Genomic DNA, 17,715 nt, shown 5'->3' with positions numbered 1-17,715 from the left:
ATATGGTCACCAGAACAAGGCGGTCAAGCATTGTTGTCAATACGAAGTTCGACATACTGATTCTGGTTTATCGAACAGACGTATGGTTGACTAGCTCAAGACCCAGCCAAGAACACGAAGTGAAGGTGTCCGGTGATTGACAAAGAAGTCCACGACGCGGGAGAAGCCGTTTCGGGAATCGAAAACGGCGCCACGATCATGATCGGCGGGTTCGGCCCTCCCGGCCAGCCCATCGCGCTGATAGAGGCACTCCTGAACCGCGGGGTCAGCGACCTCGTGGTCATCAACAACAATGCCGGGGCGGGCGGGGACGCCATCTCCCGACTTTTTGGAGCCGGCCGCGTTCGCAAAGTGATCTGCTCCTTCCCCAAAGCAATCGGCTCCACTGTTTTCGATGAACTTTTTCTCGCCGGCAAGATTGAGCTCGAGCTCGTCCCTCAAGGCAACCTCGCCGAACGCATCCGTGCTGCGGGTGCCGGAATCGGAGGTTTCTTCACCAAGACCGGTTATGGCACAGAGCTGGCCGCGGACAAGGAAGTGCGCCTCATCGACGGGGAACACTACGTGTTCGAGACACCCCTGCATGCAGACTTCGCCCTAATCCGGGCATCCCGTGCGGATCGCTGGGGCAACCTCGTCTACCGCAAGACGGCGAGAAATTTTGGCCCCGTGATGGCTGCCGCAGCCAAGGTAACCATTGCCGAAGTCGATCACGTGGTGGCACTCGGCGAACTGGATCCCGAGATCATCGTGACCCCCGGAATCTATGTGGACCGTTTCATAAGCACGGGCTACGCCCCGACCAACCCGAAAGTGACATCATGAGGCTTTCGCGCCACCAAATTGCGGCACGAGTGGCGAAAGACATCCCCGACGGCGCCTATGTGAACCTCGGTATCGGCGTACCGACACTCGTGGCGGATTATCTACCCGAGGACAGGGAGATCATTCTCCACACAGAGAACGGGATGCTGGGAATGGGAGGCGCCGCGCTCCCCGGACAAGAAGATGCGGACCTGACCAACGCGGGAAAGGTCTACGTCACCGAAGAGATCGGCGCGTCGTATTTCCATCATGCCGATTCCTTCGCGATGATGCGTGGAGGACACATTGACTTCTGCGTCATGGGTGCCTATCAAGTGTCGGCGCGGGGCGACCTTGCCAACTGGCGCACGAACTCGACCACGTCCATTCCCGGCGTTGGCGGGGCGATGGACCTGGCAGCGGGAGCGAAACACGTCTACGTCGTGATGGACCTCTTTTCTAAGACCGGCGAGAGCAAACTCGTGCAGAACTGCAGCTACCCGCTCACCGGCGCCGAGTGCGTGGAACGGATATACACGGACGTGGCCGTGTTCGACGTCATTCCTGCCGGCGTTCGGATTCTCGAAATCTTCGATGATCTGGATGCGGGTCAGCTCTCGACGCTGGTGGGATTCACCCTCATCGACGCGACAAAGTCCGCAACCGTAAGGAACTGACATGTCAACGAACTTCGACATAGCCCGTGCCTACTGGGATGCCGAAATCACGCGAGATCTCGATGCCATAATGGCCTTCTACCGAGACGATGCAACTTTTGTGACACCGGGTTGGAACCTCCAGGGTCACGACGCCATTCGTGGCTTCTATGCAAACGCGAGCGACCTCTATCCGGGCCTTGAGGTCGCTATCGTGCACGAAACCACATCGGGTGCCGAGTCCGCATTTGAGTGGCAGTCCGTCCTCATCACGTCGGCAGGCATCAGATACCCGCTTCGGGGCATCAACTGCATGACGGTAATCGGCGGCAAGTTCGCCGCCGTCCGGTCGTTCTATGACACGGCGGAACTCACCTCCGCCTGAGCCGGGTTACGTCAGGCGAACGCGCCGCCCTGGCCAGAGTGAGGCAGCCCCTCATCCGGCGGCCGACCGCTAATCGTGCGCGGCCGGTTGGGCTTCCAGCCCGTTGAACGTCAGCTCGACAAGGGCGGAAACGAGCTGTTCGTCCGAGAAGCTCCCCGCACTTCGCGATGGCCAGAAACGAACATTGTTCATCGCGCCGATCACAAAGCGGGTCAGCAGCCTCGCATCCAGCTGACTGCGAATCTGTCCGCTTTCCTGCGCCGCGGTGATCAGATCACGCACATGCCGTTCAAACTGCAGGCCGCGGTCTTTCGTCAGCGCCTTCCGCTCCCCCGTGAGGTTCCGCGACTCCGTGAAGAAGATGTTGGCGCGTTCAACGTTGGCCAGATACCACACGCTCTGTCGCGTCACGTATTCCAGCAACTCGTCGATCGGATCCAGGCCCAAAGCGGCAACCGCGTCGGCGATGACCATTGACTCCGAGTGCGATTCGTCGAGGATGCGAAACAGGAGCTCTTCTTTGGAGGAGAAATAGTGGTAGAGACTGCCCTTTAGCACACCGACGCGATCGGCGACCTCTTGAATTGAGGTGCCGGAATACCCTTTTTCCGACATGACGGAAATAGCTGCAGCGATGACGTTCCCGTCTCTGTTCCGCCCCTCCGCGGAGGGGCGTTCAGATGGTTTCTTTTTCATGATTACCCATTTCTCAGCCAGGGCTGACTGCGCCGCGATACCTCTAGTCCTTAGAAAGACATACTACCGATTGTTTGGTGTTTAGTCGGTATCTCGAACTTGTTTTTCCATACTATGACAACCAAATGATTGTTTGATAATATGATCCGTGCACCGCGTATCGATCGGGTGAATTGAAACTAACTCAAGGATGAGGCATCACCACATGACAGTCGTCTCAATGCTCGTACGCTCCAGTGTGGCGATCATTACCTTGGACAGTCCCCCCATGAACATGGGCAACAGCCTGTTGCGGCGACACCTGCTCGCAGCGCTGGAACTCGTCGCGACCATGTCCGATGTCCGTGCGGTCGTCCTGGCCAGCGGGCGCGCACATTTTTATGCAGGTTCTGACATCAAGGAATTCGAGAACGCTATAGAGGCACCCCAACTCCCGACCGTCATCGCAGCGCTGGAAGCACTCCCCTGCCCTGTAGTTGCAGCACTCACGGGTTTCGTTCTCGGCGGCGGCCTGGAGGTCGCTCTGGGATGCGACGCCAGAATCTCCGACTCCACGGCGGTGCTGGGCCTCCCAGAGGTGACCCTGGGAATTCTCCCCGGCGCCGGCGGCACCGTCAGGCTCCCTCGCCTTGTGGGAGTCGCGGCGGCGATTGACCTCATCTCATCCGGGCGTCACATCACGGCCAGAGAGGCACTCGGCATGGGGCTGGTCGACAGCATCGTCTCCGCAGAGGCCCTCCTTGATTCAGCAATTTTCGCCGCACGGACCATGGCCTCCAAACGACGGACCCTCGATCTGATCCCTCCCGTTGACCCGCCCGATCTCATTGAGCGTGCCGTTGAAAGAGCCTCCGGCCGGGGCCGCGCTCGCCCCAATATCACCCGGGCGGTCGAACTCACTATTGGCTCGCTCACCCGCGACTCAGCCGAGGCTTTGGCCCTCGAGCGTCAAGCGTTTAACGAGCTGCGATCCGGCACCGAAGCGATCAACCTCCGGTATCTATTCTTCGCCACGAGAGCCGCCGCAAAAGGCCTCCGCACAACTGCGACCGCCGCACAACTGTCACATATCGGAATCGCCGGCGCGGGAACAATGGGCTCCTCGATCGCTCAGGTATGCCGAACGGCGGGCTTCGCGGTCACGCTCTTCGACTCCAACCCAGAGGTACTCGACCGCGCAATGACATCGCTGGCACAGGACCACAGCGACGTAAAAAACAACGGCACCATCACCATGACGTTGAATGTCCAGGATCTGGCCACCGCTGACCTAATCATCGATGCCGTTTTTGAAGACATGCAGGTGAAGAAGGACCTTCTGGGGCTTCTTGAAACCGTTGTTTCGTCCACCGTGGTTCTGGCCAGCAATACGTCGTATCTGAATTTGGATGAAATCTCCCAGAGCCTTCGCTATCCGGAGCGCCTGGCCGGTTTTCATTTCTTCAACCCCGCAGAGAAGAATCCACTCGTCGAAGTCATCCGAACACGCTTCACAAACGACGCCACCGCGTCCACCCTGGCGGATCTTATTCGCAAGCTAGGGAAAACCGGCGTTCCGGCGCGGGTCGGTGAAGGCTTCATCGGTAACCGCATTTACACGGACTACCGAGCGCAGGCAGAATTCCTTGTCGAAGAGGGCGCCACACCTCAGGACGTCGACGCTGCCATGGTGGATCTCGGCCTCCCCATCGGCGTTTTCGCCGTGTCGGATATGTCCGGCCTCGACATCGCCTGGGCGCGAAGAAAACGTCTGAGTAGCTCTCGAAATCCGCTCGAACGTTACGTGACCATCGCCGATTCTCTCTGCGAACAAGGCCATCTGGGCACCAAGACGGGCGAGGGCTGGTACGCCTATCCCGATGGAGCGAAACGGGGAATACCCAGTGAAAACACCGCGAAGGTCATCGCGGAAAGCCGAGCCGCCCAGTGCATCACGCCTCGCCTTTTCACATCGGCCGAGATCCAGCAGCGCATCATCTCCTCCATGCTGGTCGGAGCCGCAGAAGTTCTCGCGAGCGGCGTTGCTCAGCGCGCCAGCGACATCGACGTGGTGATGACAGCAGGTTTCGCATTTCCCAAAGCGCTGGGCGGCCCCATCCGCTTCGCCGCCGCGCAGTCCCCAACCTGGCTGATGGAGGGGCTCGCAGCGTCCTACCAGTCCTGCCCGTTGATCTTCGCCTTGGCCCGGCCTGCGACCACGGGCGTCATGCCCCCAGAAGTTGTCGCCCTGCTGGCCGCAGTGGGCTCTCCCCTCAGCTGACGGCGTTCTCCACTTCCCTGCCTCGGCGCAGATCCAATTTGCGAATCTTGCCGGTGGGAGTCTTCGGCATCACATCGATGACGAAGACATCCTCCGGCACCTTGAACGGTGCAAGCCGGGCCGCCGCCCACGTCAGGAGTTTCGCGCCGGAGACGTTCTCCCCGCGACGCAGCACGACGTACACAACAGGGACTTCGCCGAAGTCGGCATCAGCGCGGGCGACTGCTGCGGCCTCACTCACGGCTGGATGGGACGACAGGACGCGTTCGATCTCACCGGGGTAGATGTTCTGTCCACCGCGAATGATCAACTCCCGCTTTCGGTCGACGATGTGCAATCGTCTTTTCTCATCGAAGAGACCGATATCCCCCGTGAGCAACCATCCATCTTCGACGGGGCGCGGCTCAGCAGTCCCCACATAGTCGCTGAACACGGCTCGACCCCAAACCAGAACTTCGCCGCGGGCGTCTTCACCGGATGGGTCCCGGATCGTGACCCGCACGCCCGGTACGACTGCGCCCGCTGAGAGATAGTCCCCGGTGTTGTTCTCTTTCGTGCCCACGTGGTTCGTACTGACGATCGCGGTGGCCTCCGTCAATCCATAGCCGAAGTAAATATGGGCTCTGGGAAACACCGACCATGCATCGGCTGAGATTTGAGACGGCGACGCAGCGGCGCCGATACCAACCCGCACGTCACCGTCAAAGCGCACGCCGGCTTGATGCAGGCGCGTCACCATGGTGGGGACGAGAGGGATGAATGTGGGCAGGAATTCATTCATTACTTCTTGCAGACGCTCGGGTGAAAAGCGACGAACCAAGCGCAGCGTGGCACCGGTCATCGCCATCATATTAATGCCCTGGTTCAGCGCGTAGGTGTTGAAGACCGGAAGGGTGAGCAGAATGCGATCTTCCTTGCCGATGCCTATCCAACGATAGGTCGCGTCATAGTTGGAGCTGAGGTTTCCCATGGATAGGAGCACGCCCTTGGGACGGCCGGTCGACCCCGATGTCTGCAGGAGGCAGGCGCCAGCGTCAGGGTGAAGAACGGCAGGGGTGGGGATCACGGCGCCCGGCGGCGGCACATCGAACTCCCCCGCGACGACGATGTTTGTTGCGCCGTCAGGAAGCTCTAACGGCGTATCGCTCACGACGATCGTCAGACCGACGAGTGTCACGACTTCGACAACTTCCGGCTCCGTCAACGCCCGATTGAGGGGCATCACGATTCCACCAAGATAGAAAACCGCGTGTTGATAGACGATGAAGTTCGGCGTGCTGTCGATGAACAGGCCCACGCGCGTCCCGATGCCGACAGCGCTCATGAGGCTGGCCGCGACCTGTTGGATCGCGAGGCTGACTTCGCGGTAGCTGTAGGAACGTTCATCGGTGACCAGGCATGCCTTGTCCGGTTGTGAGAAAGCCCAGTCGAGAATCGGCAGAGCCCGGTTCATGCGCGTGCCACCTTCGAGAGCCCAGGTTCGACGGGCCATCCGTCGAACTTACACATAGAAGTCAGGAGTGTTGAAGTACGGGACGGGAACCCCGAAGTCCTCTTCCAGTTCTTTGAGATAGGTGTTGACAGCCTCTATATCGACATGATTCGCGTTGCGCCGCACATCCAGGAACGTACCGTCGTGCTTGAAGCTGGGCCGATATGACGCCCGTAATTCCTTGAGACGAGCTCCATTTTCGCCAGACAATAGTGCCTTCGCGTCTGCTGCCGCAAGCTGAACGAGCTGATCGAAGACCGGGTAGGTGTTGCCCGCGAAGTGCAGCACTCCCGCGCCGTACAGTCCCTCCACGTTGTCGACGAGTGCCCCGAGCAGGAACTTCGGCTGCCCCTCTTCATACTCGAGCATTCCTTCGGGCAGCCAGGGAATGCTGTTGTCGTACCCCGTTGAAAAGACGATGACGTCGATCGCTTCGAAGCTGCCGTCCTCGAATATCACCCCGGTTGGAGTGATCTCCTGAATATTAGGGCGATAGGAGAGCAAGCCGTGCGCCAGAGCGTGCAGTACCTGGAAGTTGGTGATGGGGTGCGTCGCGCCCAATGGGTGATCCGGCGCGGGCAGACCGTAGTTTGTGACGTCACCCACGACAGCGTCCAGGACTTTCTGAATGATTCCCGCTGAATCCAGCCCGACAAGTTCCGCGGGCAGTTTCTCATCGGGGATGTTTCCCTGCAAGAGGTCTCCCACCGGGACGCCGTAGGCGAGCTTGGGGAGGAACCAATATCCCCGACGGGTCGAGAGAACAGCTTTCTCCGCCATGAACGCCGCGTCCGCTGCGATGTCAACGCCGCTATTGCCGGCGCCGACCACCAGCACTTTCTTGCCTCGGAAGACATCGATGTCGTCGTACTCCGAACTGTGCATGATGGTGCCGGTGAACCGTTCGGACCCGGAGAACTTGGGAATGACCGGAACCCACTGACCTCCCGTTGCGCTAACGACGCCTCGGTAGTTTCGAGTCTCACCGGAGCCCAGCGTGACCGACCAGTATCGGCCGACGTCGGTGTCCACTGGCACGGCACTGACAACGTCTGAATCGGTCCGGATAAACGCGGTCAGACCGAATGTATCGGCAAAGCCCCGAACATAGTCACGTATCTGGTGCCACTTGGGATACAAGGGGTAGGTGGCGGGCATGGGGTAGCCGATGAATCCCCCGTAGTCTCGACTAGAGATGAAATGACAGCTCTCGTAGACAGGAGATCCGGGGTTGCTTTTGTCCCAGATTCCGCCGACACGGCTGTGGCGCTCGAGGATTTCAATCTTGAGCCCATAGTTGAGGAATGCGCGGGCGGTGACGAGGCCGGCAGGGCCCGCTCCGACGATCGCAAAGGTGTCAGGCAGTTCGAACGTCATGAGTTTCTCCTCATAGCTGGGGCCCACCACGAAGAGAAGTTATTATGCTCTCACCATTGAGATGTACCAATCGTTTGTATGATTCATATCCTGATGCAGATATTTCAACCTGTCAATCATCTTCTTCCTTAAAACCATTGCGCGAGTCGTTTGAGCTCCTCGTCGGCTTCCGTCGCCCGCCCGGCCAGGATGGGGAAAACATGCTGCATGCCGGCAACCTGGCTGAGCGTTGAATCAACCCCGGCAGCGAGTGCACGTTCATGGAGTCGGCGGGCGTCGTCAAGCAGCGCCTCTCCCGATCCCACGTTGATATAGAGACGGGGGAAACCTGCGAAGTCAGCGTAAAGAGGATTGGCCAACGGATCGTCCGCCGGTGTGATGCCGCCCAGGAACATAGCGACGAGCTCAGGACCCGATGGCCTAGGAACGAGATAGTCCGTCTCACCGCTCGTCCACAGCGACGGGCTCATCAACTCGACATCAACCCACGGAGAGAAGCAGATGATATGCCGCGGACCCGGAATGCCGCGGTCCCTCAGATTGAGCGCAGTCGAAACAGCCACACTGGAGCCTGCCGAGTCACCGCCCAAGGTCAAGTTCTCTGACAGAAAGCCCCTGTCGAGGAGCTCGCAATACGCTGTGGTGAAGTCTTCCATCTGCGCCGGAAACGGGTGCTCGGGGGCTAGCCGATAGTCGAGAAGGAGAACAGTCACGTTCAGTTCTTTCGCGACATGACCGCCAAGCTTACGATGGCTGGCTGCTGAGCCCGCGATGAAGCCACCGCCATGCGCCCAGAGGACCACTTTTCGGAGATCCGCTCCGGCCGGAACTGCCCACACACAGTCGACGCCGCCAACGGTTTCGCTTCGAAAGCAAACATCTTCCGGTTCCATGGTCGGCCGCTGCCGCTCTTCAAAAAGTTCCCGAACGGCAGAAAGCGACAACGCCGGTTCGACAGCCATGCGCACGGACCAATCTTTATAGAGATTCGCAAGAAAATGCAGTCCATCGTCCGGTGCCATGTTGTCCTCATATAGCTCATTGTCCGGAGGTGATAAATCAATCGTTTGTTTTACACTAGGCCCCTGCATCCCCACAATGGAAGATGTCGCGGCAGACAAGACTGAACCGAGAAAATCAGAGAACCGCGCGCAAATCCGTCGCTGCCCAAATCACCGTCACCATGCTGCTCCCCAACTTTCAACCTGCGCGAGATCGTGGCCACCATCCGCGACAAAATCAAAATCGACGCAAAAAACGGGTCGGAGGGTCACGCACCGACCGTAAAAATGCGTCGCCGTTGCCTTAACGGGCGCGACACGCGGCCCGGTACTTTGAGTCGACAACTCGGCCGTCGTCACCAAACTCAACGAATGGCGGCACGCACGCCTGAAATCAAATGCGGGGGTCAAACCAACCATCCCGTTACGAGCCGTCCTCGTTCACTTGCTCCTGCACGTTCAACTGGGCGACGGCATCAACTATCACCGCATCACAGAAACCCTCGATGTTCACTTCCGCGCCGAAGAGTTCGCCCTGCTCGGCATACAAAACCACGCCGGTGACCACGACGCGTGGTACCCACGCCTGTGGCGCTCAGCGAATCGCACGATGGCCCGTGTTGTCCGTACCCCGGTCCCCGAAACAAGCGGCTGAAGCCGAAGACCTACGCAAAGTTGCTCGCGAAGCAATGAACGCCAAGGGCCATACGAAAGTCTGAACGCAATCTTGAGCGTCTGGACTGGCTGTGCGAACAACTCCTACACACCAATGTGCGAATGCTTCCGGCCGATGCGACCCTGATTTCGGGAACCGGGCGACCCAACCCCACAGGGCTTATCTGGAAAACCGCGATGCCTACCGTATGAAGCCCAAAGGCCAGCCCAACAAGGACGGTTCTCAATGATTCCTTTACCCGTTCCCGGCACGTACATGGCTATCGACCGTGCCAGTAGCAAAAGAGTCGCCAAACCGACTACACGCTGTCAGCGTCACAATCCCTCTCGACGCCGGAGCACCCGCCGAACGAAACCAAGACCCCAGGCTCGCCGTCAAGCACCTGCAAAAATTTCCCTACAAGTCGCCGGAGCACCGGGAGCACTTCGGCATGCGCAGCCTGGTTGGATCTGCCAACAAAACGATCAAGGCAAAGAACTTCGAAGACCTAGCCAACGTCAGCAAACGCTCAGGCCTCGACTCCAGCACGACTCCCACTGCACGCCGAAACCTTTAACCTGCCCACCGCAGGTATTTTTGCGTTTAACGCGCAGCCGCCGCAGAAGCTCCAGACCGGCCCGATCACACCGTTAAAAACCGAAGGCCGGGCGAGTATTTCTACTCGACCGGCCTGTTCGCTTGGATTTCATGAAAACGAAACTTCAATTTCCTGAAACACCCGCAGTGCGCGAGAGGGGACTTGAACCCCTACGTCCTTTCGAACACTGGCACCTGAAGCCAGCGCGTCTGCCAATTCCGCCACTCGCGCGAACTTAGGAATGCTAACACTGTGAGGGGTGTCAGCGCCATTCGACGGCGCGCCGCCCGGGCCGTCGGGGCCAGATCGGGCGTGATCACGCCCGATATCGGTGGCCGCTACGGTAATTACCGGAGCAAGCACTCACATCGGGCGCACTCCCAACGGATGCCGCCGCTCGACTGCACCTACAAGATCCGCCCGCCCAGCCCCCACCGCATCCGCACGCCCGCGCGCACCGCATCCGCACGCCCGCGCGCACCGCATCCGCTCCAAAAAAGTCCAAAGGAATGCCCATAATGGGCCACGAATTCGGTCCAGGACCCTCCGCAGGTAGTATGACTGTTCGTGCCGTTTGCGCCTCAAAGGCGGGTTGTCACCCGAGACAAGTAACATGCTCATAGCCAAACGGACCGGATCGGGAGACCTGTGGGCATACTGGATAACTTTGAAAAGGGATTGGAGCGCGCCGTCAACGGAGCGTTCGCCAAGACCTTTCGATCGGGCTTGCAGCCGGTGGAAATTACCTCCGCGCTGCGTCGTGAGCTCGACACCAAAGCCGCGGTTGTCGCGCGGGATCGCATTCTCGCGCCCAATCGGTTCACCGTGCGCATGTCCCACACCGATTACGCGCGCATGAGCGCGCTCGGCGTGACCCTTATCGATGAGCTCACCGCCCTGCTGCAAAAACACGGCACCGAGCAGCGCTACCAGTTCACCGGCGGCATTGTGATCACCCTGCAAGACGACGGCAGCCTCAGCGAGGGTCTGGTGCAGATCGACTCCAGCACGGTAGCGACCAGTGTCGCCTGGACGCCGGTGCTCGACATCAACGGTACCCGGCATCCGCTGGTCAAGGCCCGCACCGTGATCGGTCGCGGCTCCGACGCCGACATCACCATCGACGACACCGGCACCTCCCGCCGTCACGTGGAGATTATCTGGGACGGCGCCCGCGCCCAGGTGCGCGACCTCGGCTCCACCAACGGTTCCCAGCTCAACGGTGCCACGGTCAGCCAGGCCATCCTCGAACCCGATTCGATCGTCACCATCGGCCGCACCCGCATCGTCTTCCGCGTGCTCGCGCAGGCCTCCAACGAGACTCCGCGCGCGGCCGCACCGACCGACCCCGCCACCGAACGCCACGACATGGGCGGATTCTGGAGGCCGAACGCATGAACGTGAGCGAACTGACCCTGCTGGTGCTGCGCATCGGCTTCCTTCTCCTGCTCTGGATGTTCATCTTCGGCATCGTCTACGCGCTGCGCAGCGACCTGTTCGGCCAGCGCGTACGCCGCCTGAAAACGGATGCCGCCGCACCGGCCTCCGCCGCAGCCTTCCCCGCCGCTGCCGCTCCCGTTGCAGCCCCCGCACCAACCCCAGCACCAGCCCCGATCGCGCGGGCCAGCCCGGCCGCCGACGGTGCACTCGCCACCGCCCAGAACACCACGCGCCTCGTCATCACGAGCGGCCCGAAGTCCGGCACCGAGTTTCCGCTCAGCACCGAAACCATCACGATCGGCCGCTCGGCCGACTCGAGCCTGGTCATCCGCGATGATTACACCTCAACCCACCATGCCCGACTCATGCTCTGGAATGACGAGTGGATGCTGCAAGACCTCGATTCCACCAATGGCACCTTCCTGGCCGGCACCCGCGTCACCGTGCCGACCAAAATTCCCCTGAACGCCACCGTGAAGATCGGCGCCACCAGCTTCGAGCTTCGGCGGTAAGTCATGGCGACGGTAAGTCACAGCGCAGCCACGTCCCACGTCGGCAAGGTTCGCTCCAATAACCAGGACTCCGGTTACGCCGGACGCACCCTGTTCGTGGTCGCCGACGGCATGGGCGGCCACGCCGGCGGAGACGTCGCGTCGTCGATCGCCACGAAACGCATCATCGAGGCCGACAAGCCCTATGCGAGTGCCCAAGACGCCGAATTCGCCCTGCAGGCCGCCCTGATCGGCGCCAACGCCCAGCTGGCCGAAACCGTGTTCGAGCATGCCGAACTCACCGGCATGGGCACGACCGTCAGCGCCATCGTGGTGCTCGAGAACGAGGTCGCGATCGCCCACATCGGCGACTCGCGCATCTATCTGCTGCGCGACAACGAACTCTCCCAGATCACCATCGACCACACCTTCGTGCAGCGGCTGGTTGACAGCGGTCGCATCACCGAGGCCGAAGCCATGGTGCATCCACGCCGCTCCGTGCTCATGCGTGTGCTCGGTGACGTCGAGGCGAGTCCCGAAATCGACACGTCGATCCTGGCCACGATCGACGGCGACCGCTGGCTGCTGTGCTCCGATGGTCTCACCGGTGTCGTCTCGCACACCGGCATAGCCTCCGCCCTGGCCAGTGGCGCCAACGCGCAGGATGTCGCCGACCTGCTCGTGAAGGAAAGCCTCGACGGCGGCGCCCCAGACAACGTCACCGTCGTCATCGTTGACATTGGCGCGGGCGACGGCAGCACGCGCACAGACAGTCCCGTCGTTGTCGGGTCGGCGGCCAATCCGCTCGCCTTCGGTGAGGAACCCGGCCGCAACCGAGCGCTGCGCATCCCGGCCCTGCGGCTGCACCCGGTACGCGAGACGCACTTCGAACCCGATTCCCAGGACTACCTCTCCGAACTGATCGAAGAGGATGCCCGCCGCGCGCGCCGCCGCAAGGCCACCTGGCTGTTCGGCGTTATTCTGCTCGTACTCGCGATCGTCGGCACCAGCATCCTGAGCTACCAGTGGACCCAAACCCGCTATTTCGTCGGCTCCGAGGGTTCGACCGTCGCGATCTACCAGGGCGTGCAGCAGGATATCGGCCCGCTCAAGCTGTCCAGTGTGTACGAGGCCACCGACATCAACCTGTCCGATTTGCGCGTCTACGACCGCCAGCAGGTCGAGCAGACCATCAGTGCCGGCTCCCTCGCGGATGCGCAGGCCATCGTCGAACGGCTGAAGGGTGCGGTCGTTGAGTAAAGCATCCGCTCTGCAAGCGCGTCAGGGAACCGAGCCGGTGCGTCGTCTGCACCTGCCGCAGAAACTGCGCAACCTCGAACTGTTCCTGCTGCTGATCGCCTGCTTCATCAACGCGAGCGCGGTCGTGCTCGTGCAGCTTGGCGCTCTCGGCGATCTCGACCCGACCCTGGTGCTGCTCGGAACCGGCCTGTCGGTTCTGGTCATCAGCCTGCACGTGGTGCTGCGATTTGTCGCTCGCGACGCCGATCCCTTCATTTTGCCGATCGCCACGGTGCTCAATGGCATCGGCATCGCCATGATCTACCGCATCGACATCGCCGACCAAGACAGCGGCTGGGCGAGCGCCGCAGTGCGCCAGACGGTGTGGAGCGCCCTGGCCATTTTCAGCGCGATCGTCGTGCTGCTCGTGATCCGCAATCACCGGGTGCTGTTTCGTTACACCTACATTTTCGGTCTCGTCGGTGTGGTGTTGCTCTTTCTGCCGCTCGTGCCCGGCCTGGGTAAAGAAATCAGCGGCGCTCGGGTCTGGATCGGCTTTGGCAGTTTCGGCACGTTCCAGCCCGGTGAGATCGCAAAGATCGCCCTCGCCGTGTTCTTTGCCGGCTACCTCGTACGCAACCGCGACAGTCTCTCCATGGTCGGTAAGAAGTTTCTGGGCGCGCGCTTTCCGCGCTTGCGCGACCTCGGTCCGATTCTCGTGGTGTGGGCCCTGTCGATGTCGGTCATCATCTTCCAGCGCGACCTCGGAACCGCCCTGCTCTACTTCGGTCTGTTCCTCGTCATGCTCTACCTCGCGACCGGGCGGGCGAGCTGGGTCATCATGGGCATGGGCCTGTTCCTCGGCGGCGCCCTGCTGGCCAGCCAGACCCTGAACTACGTCAACGGCCGGTTCACCAACTGGCTCGATGCGCTCAACCCCAAAGTCTATGAAGCCGAGGGCGGCAGCTTTCAGCTCGTGCAAGGCCTGTTCGGCCTCGCCAAAGGCGGCCTGCTCGGCACTGGCTGGGGCCAGGGACGGCCCGAACTGACCCCGGTACCGCAGAGTGACTACATCATTGCGAGCCTCGGCGAGGAGCTCGGGCTCGCCGGAATCTTCGCCATCCTCGCCCTGTACCTGCTATTCGTGGCCCGCGGATTCCGCATCGGCTTCGCCGGTCAGGATGATTTCGGCAAGCTTCTCGCCGTCGGCCTGGCCTTCGTTGTGGCGCTGCAGTGCTTCATCGTCATCGGCGGCGTCACCCGGGTGATTCCCCTCACCGGCCTGACCACGCCGTTCCTGGCCGCCGGCGGCTCCTCGCTCGTGGCCAACTGGATTATCGTGGCCCTGTTGCTGCGGCTCTCCGACACAGTGCGCAATCAACCCAGGCTGGTGGTCTAATGAACCGCGAACTCAAGCGCGTCAGCATCGTCGTGATGCTGATGTTCATCGCCCTGCTCAGCTCCACGTCGATCGTGCAGGCCTTTCAAGCCGACAATCTGTCGGCCGACCCGCGCAACACCCGCACGCTGTACGACAGCTACCAGGTCGAGCGCGGCGCCATCCTCGTGGCCGGCGACCCGATCGCCCAGTCCATGCCAGCCGACGACGACTACAAATTTCTCCGCACCTATATCAACCCCGAGTTGTACGCGCCGATCACCGGATACATTCCGATCAACGGCGAACCGACCGGCCTCGAGTTCGCCCTCAACGCCGAACTCACCGGAACCTCCAACTCGCAGTTCTTTGACAAGATCAGCGCCCTAGTCACCGGCCAAGACCCGAAGGGCGCAGCCGTCGAGGTCACGATCGATCCAATAGCCCAGCAGGCCGCCTGGGATGCCCTCGGCGATTACACCGGATCGGTCGTCGTGACCGAACCGACGACCGGCCGCATCCTGGCGATGGTCTCCAAGCCGAGTTTCAACCCGAACCTACTCACCGTGCACAATAACGCCGAGGTCACCGCGAGCTACGAGGCCCTGCTGGCCGACGAGAACGACCCGCTGATCAACCGGGCGATCAATTCGCTCAACCCGCCCGGGTCGATCTTCAAACTCGTCGTGACGACGGCCGCCTTGGAGTCGGGCGACTACACGCCGGAGAGCACCTTTCCGAACCCGGCCGTGTACACCGCGCCGGGCACCACGAGCAAGATTGAAAACTCCAGCGGGTCAACCTGCGGTGCTGGTGAGACGGTCACCCTCGCCACAGCACTGCGTTTGTCCTGCAATATCCCGTTCGCCGAATTGGGCGTCGCGCTCGGCGACACGGCCATTCGGGAGACCGCCGAGAAGTTCGGCTTCAACAGCAGCTTCAGCATTCCCCTGAGCGTGACCGAGAGCGTGTACCCCGACGGGCTCGACGGTCCGCAGACCGCACAGTCAGCCTTCGGTCAGTACGACGTGCGGGCGAACCCGCTGCAAATGGCCCTGGTCAGCGGCGCCATCGCCAACGGGGGTGTCGTGATGCAGCCCAACCTGGTGCAGGAGATCCTCGCACCCAATCTCAGCGCCATCCAAACCTTCAAACCGGCAGAACTTGGGCGGGTGATGAGCGAAAAAACAGCCGCAACACTGAGCGCGATGATGATCAATGGCGTTCAGGATGGTGCCGCGAGCAATGCAAGAATAGACGGGGTCGAAGTGGCGGGGAAAACCGGCACGGCGCAGAACGGGTCAACCGATCCGTTCACACTCTGGTTCACCGGTTTCGCACCGGCGGACGACCCACAATTTGCCATCACCGTTCTGATCGAGGACGGCGGAGGAGAAGGACAAACCGGGTTCGGCAACAAACTTGCCGCACCTGTCGCACAGAAAGTACTAGAGGCGGTGCTTAACAAATGAGACCCACAGCAGGCCTCACCTTCGGGGGACGATACGAGCTGCAGTCGCGCATTGCGATTGGCGGCATGGGGGAGGTGTGGAAGTCCACCGACCTCGTAATCGGTCGAAGCGTCGCCATCAAAATTTTGAAGGACGAGTATCTCGGCGACCCCGGTTTCCTCGAGCGCTTTCGCGCTGAGGCCCGCCACGCGGCCCTGGTCAACCACGAAGGCATCGCGAATGTCTTCGACTACGGCGAAGAAGACGGCAGCGCCTTCCTGGTCATGGAACTAGTGCCCGGCGAAGCTCTGTCGACCATTCTCGAGCGCGAGCACGTTCTGCCGACCGACAAGGTGCTCGACATTGTCGCGCAGACCTCGACCGCGCTGCACGCCGCCCACGCCGCCGGTCTCGTGCACCGCGACATCAAGCCCGGAAACCTGCTCATCACGCCGGAGGGCCGGGTCAAGATCACCGACTTCGGCATCGCCCGCATCGCCGACCAGGTTCCGCTCACCGCGACCGGCCAGGTTATGGGCACCGTGCAGTACCTCTCACCGGAACAGGCGAGCGGCCACCCCGCATCGCCAACCACCGACATCTACTCGATCGGCATCGTCGCGTACGAGTCGCTGGCCGGACGTCGTCCGTTCACGGGTGAGTCGCAGGTCGCGATTGCCATGGCTCAGATCAACGAGATAGCGCCCGACCTGCCGGTGACCGTGTCCGAACCGGTACGCAATCTGGTCTTCGCCTGCCTGGCGAAGAACCCTGCCGACCGGCCGGCGTCTGCTGCCCACCTGGCGCGCGCGGCATCCGCTTTGCGTCGCGGTGACGTCGCTGCAGCCGCGGTGGCCGTGCCGTCCGTTCTGGGCGGCCTCTCGGCCACGAGCGCCACCATGCTCATGCCCGGTGCCGGCTCCGACCAGGCCACGACCGTTCTGCCGGCCACCGGTGCGCCCATCACGCGGGCCTCCGCGGCCGCTGCCGAAGCGGAGAAGAAGAAGCGCAGTCCGTGGACCTGGCCGCTGATCGCCCTCGTCGCGCTGCTGGTGATCGTGCTCACCGGAACGCTCATCGCCCTGTTCACGCAGAACAACGAGACCCCGGCACCGGCCCAGACCACGTCAGCGCCACCCTCATCAACCCCGTCGGCTACACCATCGGCGACCCCGTCGCCGACGCCGTCGCCCACCAATGCGAACACGTCGGTCAATCCGGAAGATTTCGTGGGTAAGCCCAGCGCCGATGCCGCCGCCCTTCTCGTTGAGATGGGATTCGTGGCTGACGTCCAACCCGGAAATGCGGCCGGGTCTGAGGAAGAAGTTGACACGGTGTACGGAGTCAACCCCCGGGGGCCGGTTCCGGCCGGGACGACCGTGACCCTGACTGTCTACGGCGCGTTCCCCACGCCGAGCACACCGACGTCAGCCCCGACGGCGACGCCTTCGCCCGTCGCTGCCGCGGGCACTGTCACGGTGAACTGGAACGCCCAGACCTGCCCGGCCGGCCAGACTTTGGCTGGCTATGAGATCGCAACGGAGGGCGGTGCCGCCATCATCACCTCGGCCAACCCCACCACCGCTGAAACGACGACGGCCACGATCACCGCCGGAACAGAGAATTTCAAGGTCAAGTTCCGCTATTTCTGTGGCCAGGTTAGCTCTGAGTTTTCCCCAACGGCAGACGTGAGCGTAACTGGCGACCCCGCTGTCGGGGAGTAATTCCCCAATGCCGTGCGGTAAAGTAGCGCTCACTGTGCCTAACCCGGGCATCCGTTTTATTGTGGGGG

General features: G+C 61.5%; 15 protein-coding genes and 1 tRNA gene. 10 read left to right on the top strand and 6 right to left on the bottom strand.

Annotated elements, in window-relative coordinates; all coding sequences use genetic code 11:
* The first annotated feature begins 132 nt into the window (after positions 1 to 132).
* The 3 genes from E3T41_RS06645 to E3T41_RS06635 are packed head-to-tail and all read left to right on the top strand — an operon-like array spanning position 133 to position 1,845.
* Positions 133 to 825 (top strand): 3-oxoacid CoA-transferase subunit A, encoded by a 693-nt coding sequence (locus E3T41_RS06645; protein WP_092448041.1) that lies wholly within the window; start codon positions 133 to 135, stop codon positions 823 to 825.
* Positions 822 to 1,481, top strand: coding sequence for a 3-oxoacid CoA-transferase subunit B (locus tag E3T41_RS06640; RefSeq protein WP_198416393.1), 660 nt, complete (start codon positions 822 to 824; stop codon positions 1,479 to 1,481). Before E3T41_RS06645 ends, E3T41_RS06640 begins: the two co-directional genes overlap by 4 nt.
* A 1-nt stretch (position 1,482) precedes the next feature.
* Positions 1,483 to 1,845, top strand: a complete 363-nt coding sequence (locus E3T41_RS06635) for a nuclear transport factor 2 family protein (RefSeq protein ID WP_092448039.1) — start codon at positions 1,483 to 1,485, stop codon at positions 1,843 to 1,845.
* Between the two features lie 69 nt (positions 1,846 to 1,914).
* Here the strand turns inward: E3T41_RS06635 and E3T41_RS06630 are convergent, their stop codons facing one another.
* A complete protein-coding gene (locus tag E3T41_RS06630) occupies positions 1,915 to 2,541 on the bottom strand; it encodes a TetR/AcrR family transcriptional regulator (RefSeq protein WP_092448038.1) in 627 nt (208 codons plus the stop codon).
* A gap of 190 nt (positions 2,542 to 2,731) precedes the next feature.
* On the opposite strand from E3T41_RS06630, the gene E3T41_RS06625 reads away from it, so the two are divergent.
* Positions 2,732 to 4,801 carry a 3-hydroxyacyl-CoA dehydrogenase NAD-binding domain-containing protein gene (locus E3T41_RS06625; RefSeq protein WP_092448037.1) on the top strand — a complete coding sequence of 690 codons (2,070 nt, stop codon included), beginning with the start codon at positions 2,732 to 2,734 and terminating at the stop codon, positions 4,799 to 4,801.
* Here E3T41_RS06625 and E3T41_RS06620 read toward each other — a convergent pair.
* The 5 genes from E3T41_RS06620 to E3T41_RS06605 all read right to left on the bottom strand — a co-directional run bounded on the left by E3T41_RS06620 (position 4,794) and on the right by E3T41_RS06605 (position 10,155).
* On the bottom strand, positions 4,794 to 6,254 hold the full coding sequence (locus E3T41_RS06620; protein WP_166791505.1) for a class I adenylate-forming enzyme family protein: 1,461 nt from the start codon (positions 6,252 to 6,254) through the stop codon (positions 4,794 to 4,796). The two genes, E3T41_RS06625 and E3T41_RS06620, sit on opposite strands and share 8 nt — an antisense overlap.
* A 48-nt stretch (positions 6,255 to 6,302) precedes the next feature.
* Positions 6,303 to 7,670 (bottom strand): NAD(P)/FAD-dependent oxidoreductase, encoded by a 1,368-nt coding sequence (locus E3T41_RS06615; protein ID WP_092448035.1) that lies wholly within the window; start codon positions 7,668 to 7,670, stop codon positions 6,303 to 6,305.
* 128 nt (positions 7,671 to 7,798) lie between these two features.
* Positions 7,799 to 8,692 carry an alpha/beta hydrolase gene (locus E3T41_RS06610; RefSeq protein ID WP_134477805.1) on the bottom strand — a complete coding sequence of 298 codons (894 nt, stop codon included), beginning with the start codon at positions 8,690 to 8,692 and terminating at the stop codon, positions 7,799 to 7,801.
* Positions 8,693 to 9,095: 403 nt separating this feature from the next.
* Positions 9,096 to 9,239 carry a hypothetical protein gene (locus tag E3T41_RS17815; protein WP_158251675.1) on the bottom strand — a complete coding sequence of 48 codons (144 nt, stop codon included), beginning with the start codon at positions 9,237 to 9,239 and terminating at the stop codon, positions 9,096 to 9,098.
* An 832-nt stretch (positions 9,240 to 10,071) separates the two neighbouring features.
* Positions 10,072 to 10,155 (bottom strand) — tRNA-Leu (locus E3T41_RS06605).
* 417 nt (positions 10,156 to 10,572) lie between these two features.
* Here E3T41_RS06605 and E3T41_RS06600 point away from each other — a divergent pair.
* Genes E3T41_RS06600 through E3T41_RS06575 form a run of 6 tightly spaced genes read left to right on the top strand, consistent with a single transcriptional unit; the run spans position 10,573 to position 17,647 of the window.
* Positions 10,573 to 11,322 (top strand): DUF3662 and FHA domain-containing protein, encoded by a 750-nt coding sequence (locus E3T41_RS06600; protein WP_134477803.1) that lies wholly within the window; start codon positions 10,573 to 10,575, stop codon positions 11,320 to 11,322.
* Positions 11,323 to 11,324: 2 nt separating this feature from the next.
* A complete protein-coding gene (locus tag E3T41_RS06595) occupies positions 11,325 to 11,876 on the top strand; it encodes an FHA domain-containing protein (RefSeq protein ID WP_166791510.1) in 552 nt (183 codons plus the stop codon).
* 3 nt (positions 11,877 to 11,879) lie between these two features.
* Entirely contained in the window at positions 11,880 to 13,115 is a 1,236-nt protein-coding gene (locus E3T41_RS06590) for a PP2C family serine/threonine-protein phosphatase (protein WP_092448032.1), read from the top strand.
* Entirely contained in the window at positions 13,108 to 14,493 is a 1,386-nt protein-coding gene (locus E3T41_RS06585; RefSeq protein WP_233195407.1) for an FtsW/RodA/SpoVE family cell cycle protein, read from the top strand. The genes E3T41_RS06590 and E3T41_RS06585 overlap by 8 nt, the downstream gene beginning before the upstream one ends.
* Positions 14,493 to 15,944: a penicillin-binding protein 2 gene (locus E3T41_RS06580; RefSeq protein ID WP_134477799.1), complete on the top strand. Its 1,452-nt coding sequence runs from the start codon at positions 14,493 to 14,495 to the stop codon at positions 15,942 to 15,944. Before E3T41_RS06585 ends, E3T41_RS06580 begins: the two co-directional genes overlap by 1 nt.
* Positions 15,941 to 17,647 carry a protein kinase gene (locus tag E3T41_RS06575; protein ID WP_104132956.1) on the top strand — a complete coding sequence of 569 codons (1,707 nt, stop codon included), beginning with the start codon at positions 15,941 to 15,943 and terminating at the stop codon, positions 17,645 to 17,647. Before E3T41_RS06580 ends, E3T41_RS06575 begins: the two co-directional genes overlap by 4 nt.
* Positions 17,648 to 17,715: the final 68 nt, after the last annotated feature.

It is taken from the genome of Cryobacterium sp. Hh38, from assembly GCF_004403235.1.
GTDB classification, from domain to species: domain Bacteria; phylum Actinomycetota; class Actinomycetes; order Actinomycetales; family Microbacteriaceae; genus Cryobacterium; species Cryobacterium levicorallinum.
The sequence above is the reverse complement of the archived record's forward strand: the minus strand, read 5'-3'. Positions and strand labels throughout refer to the sequence as shown.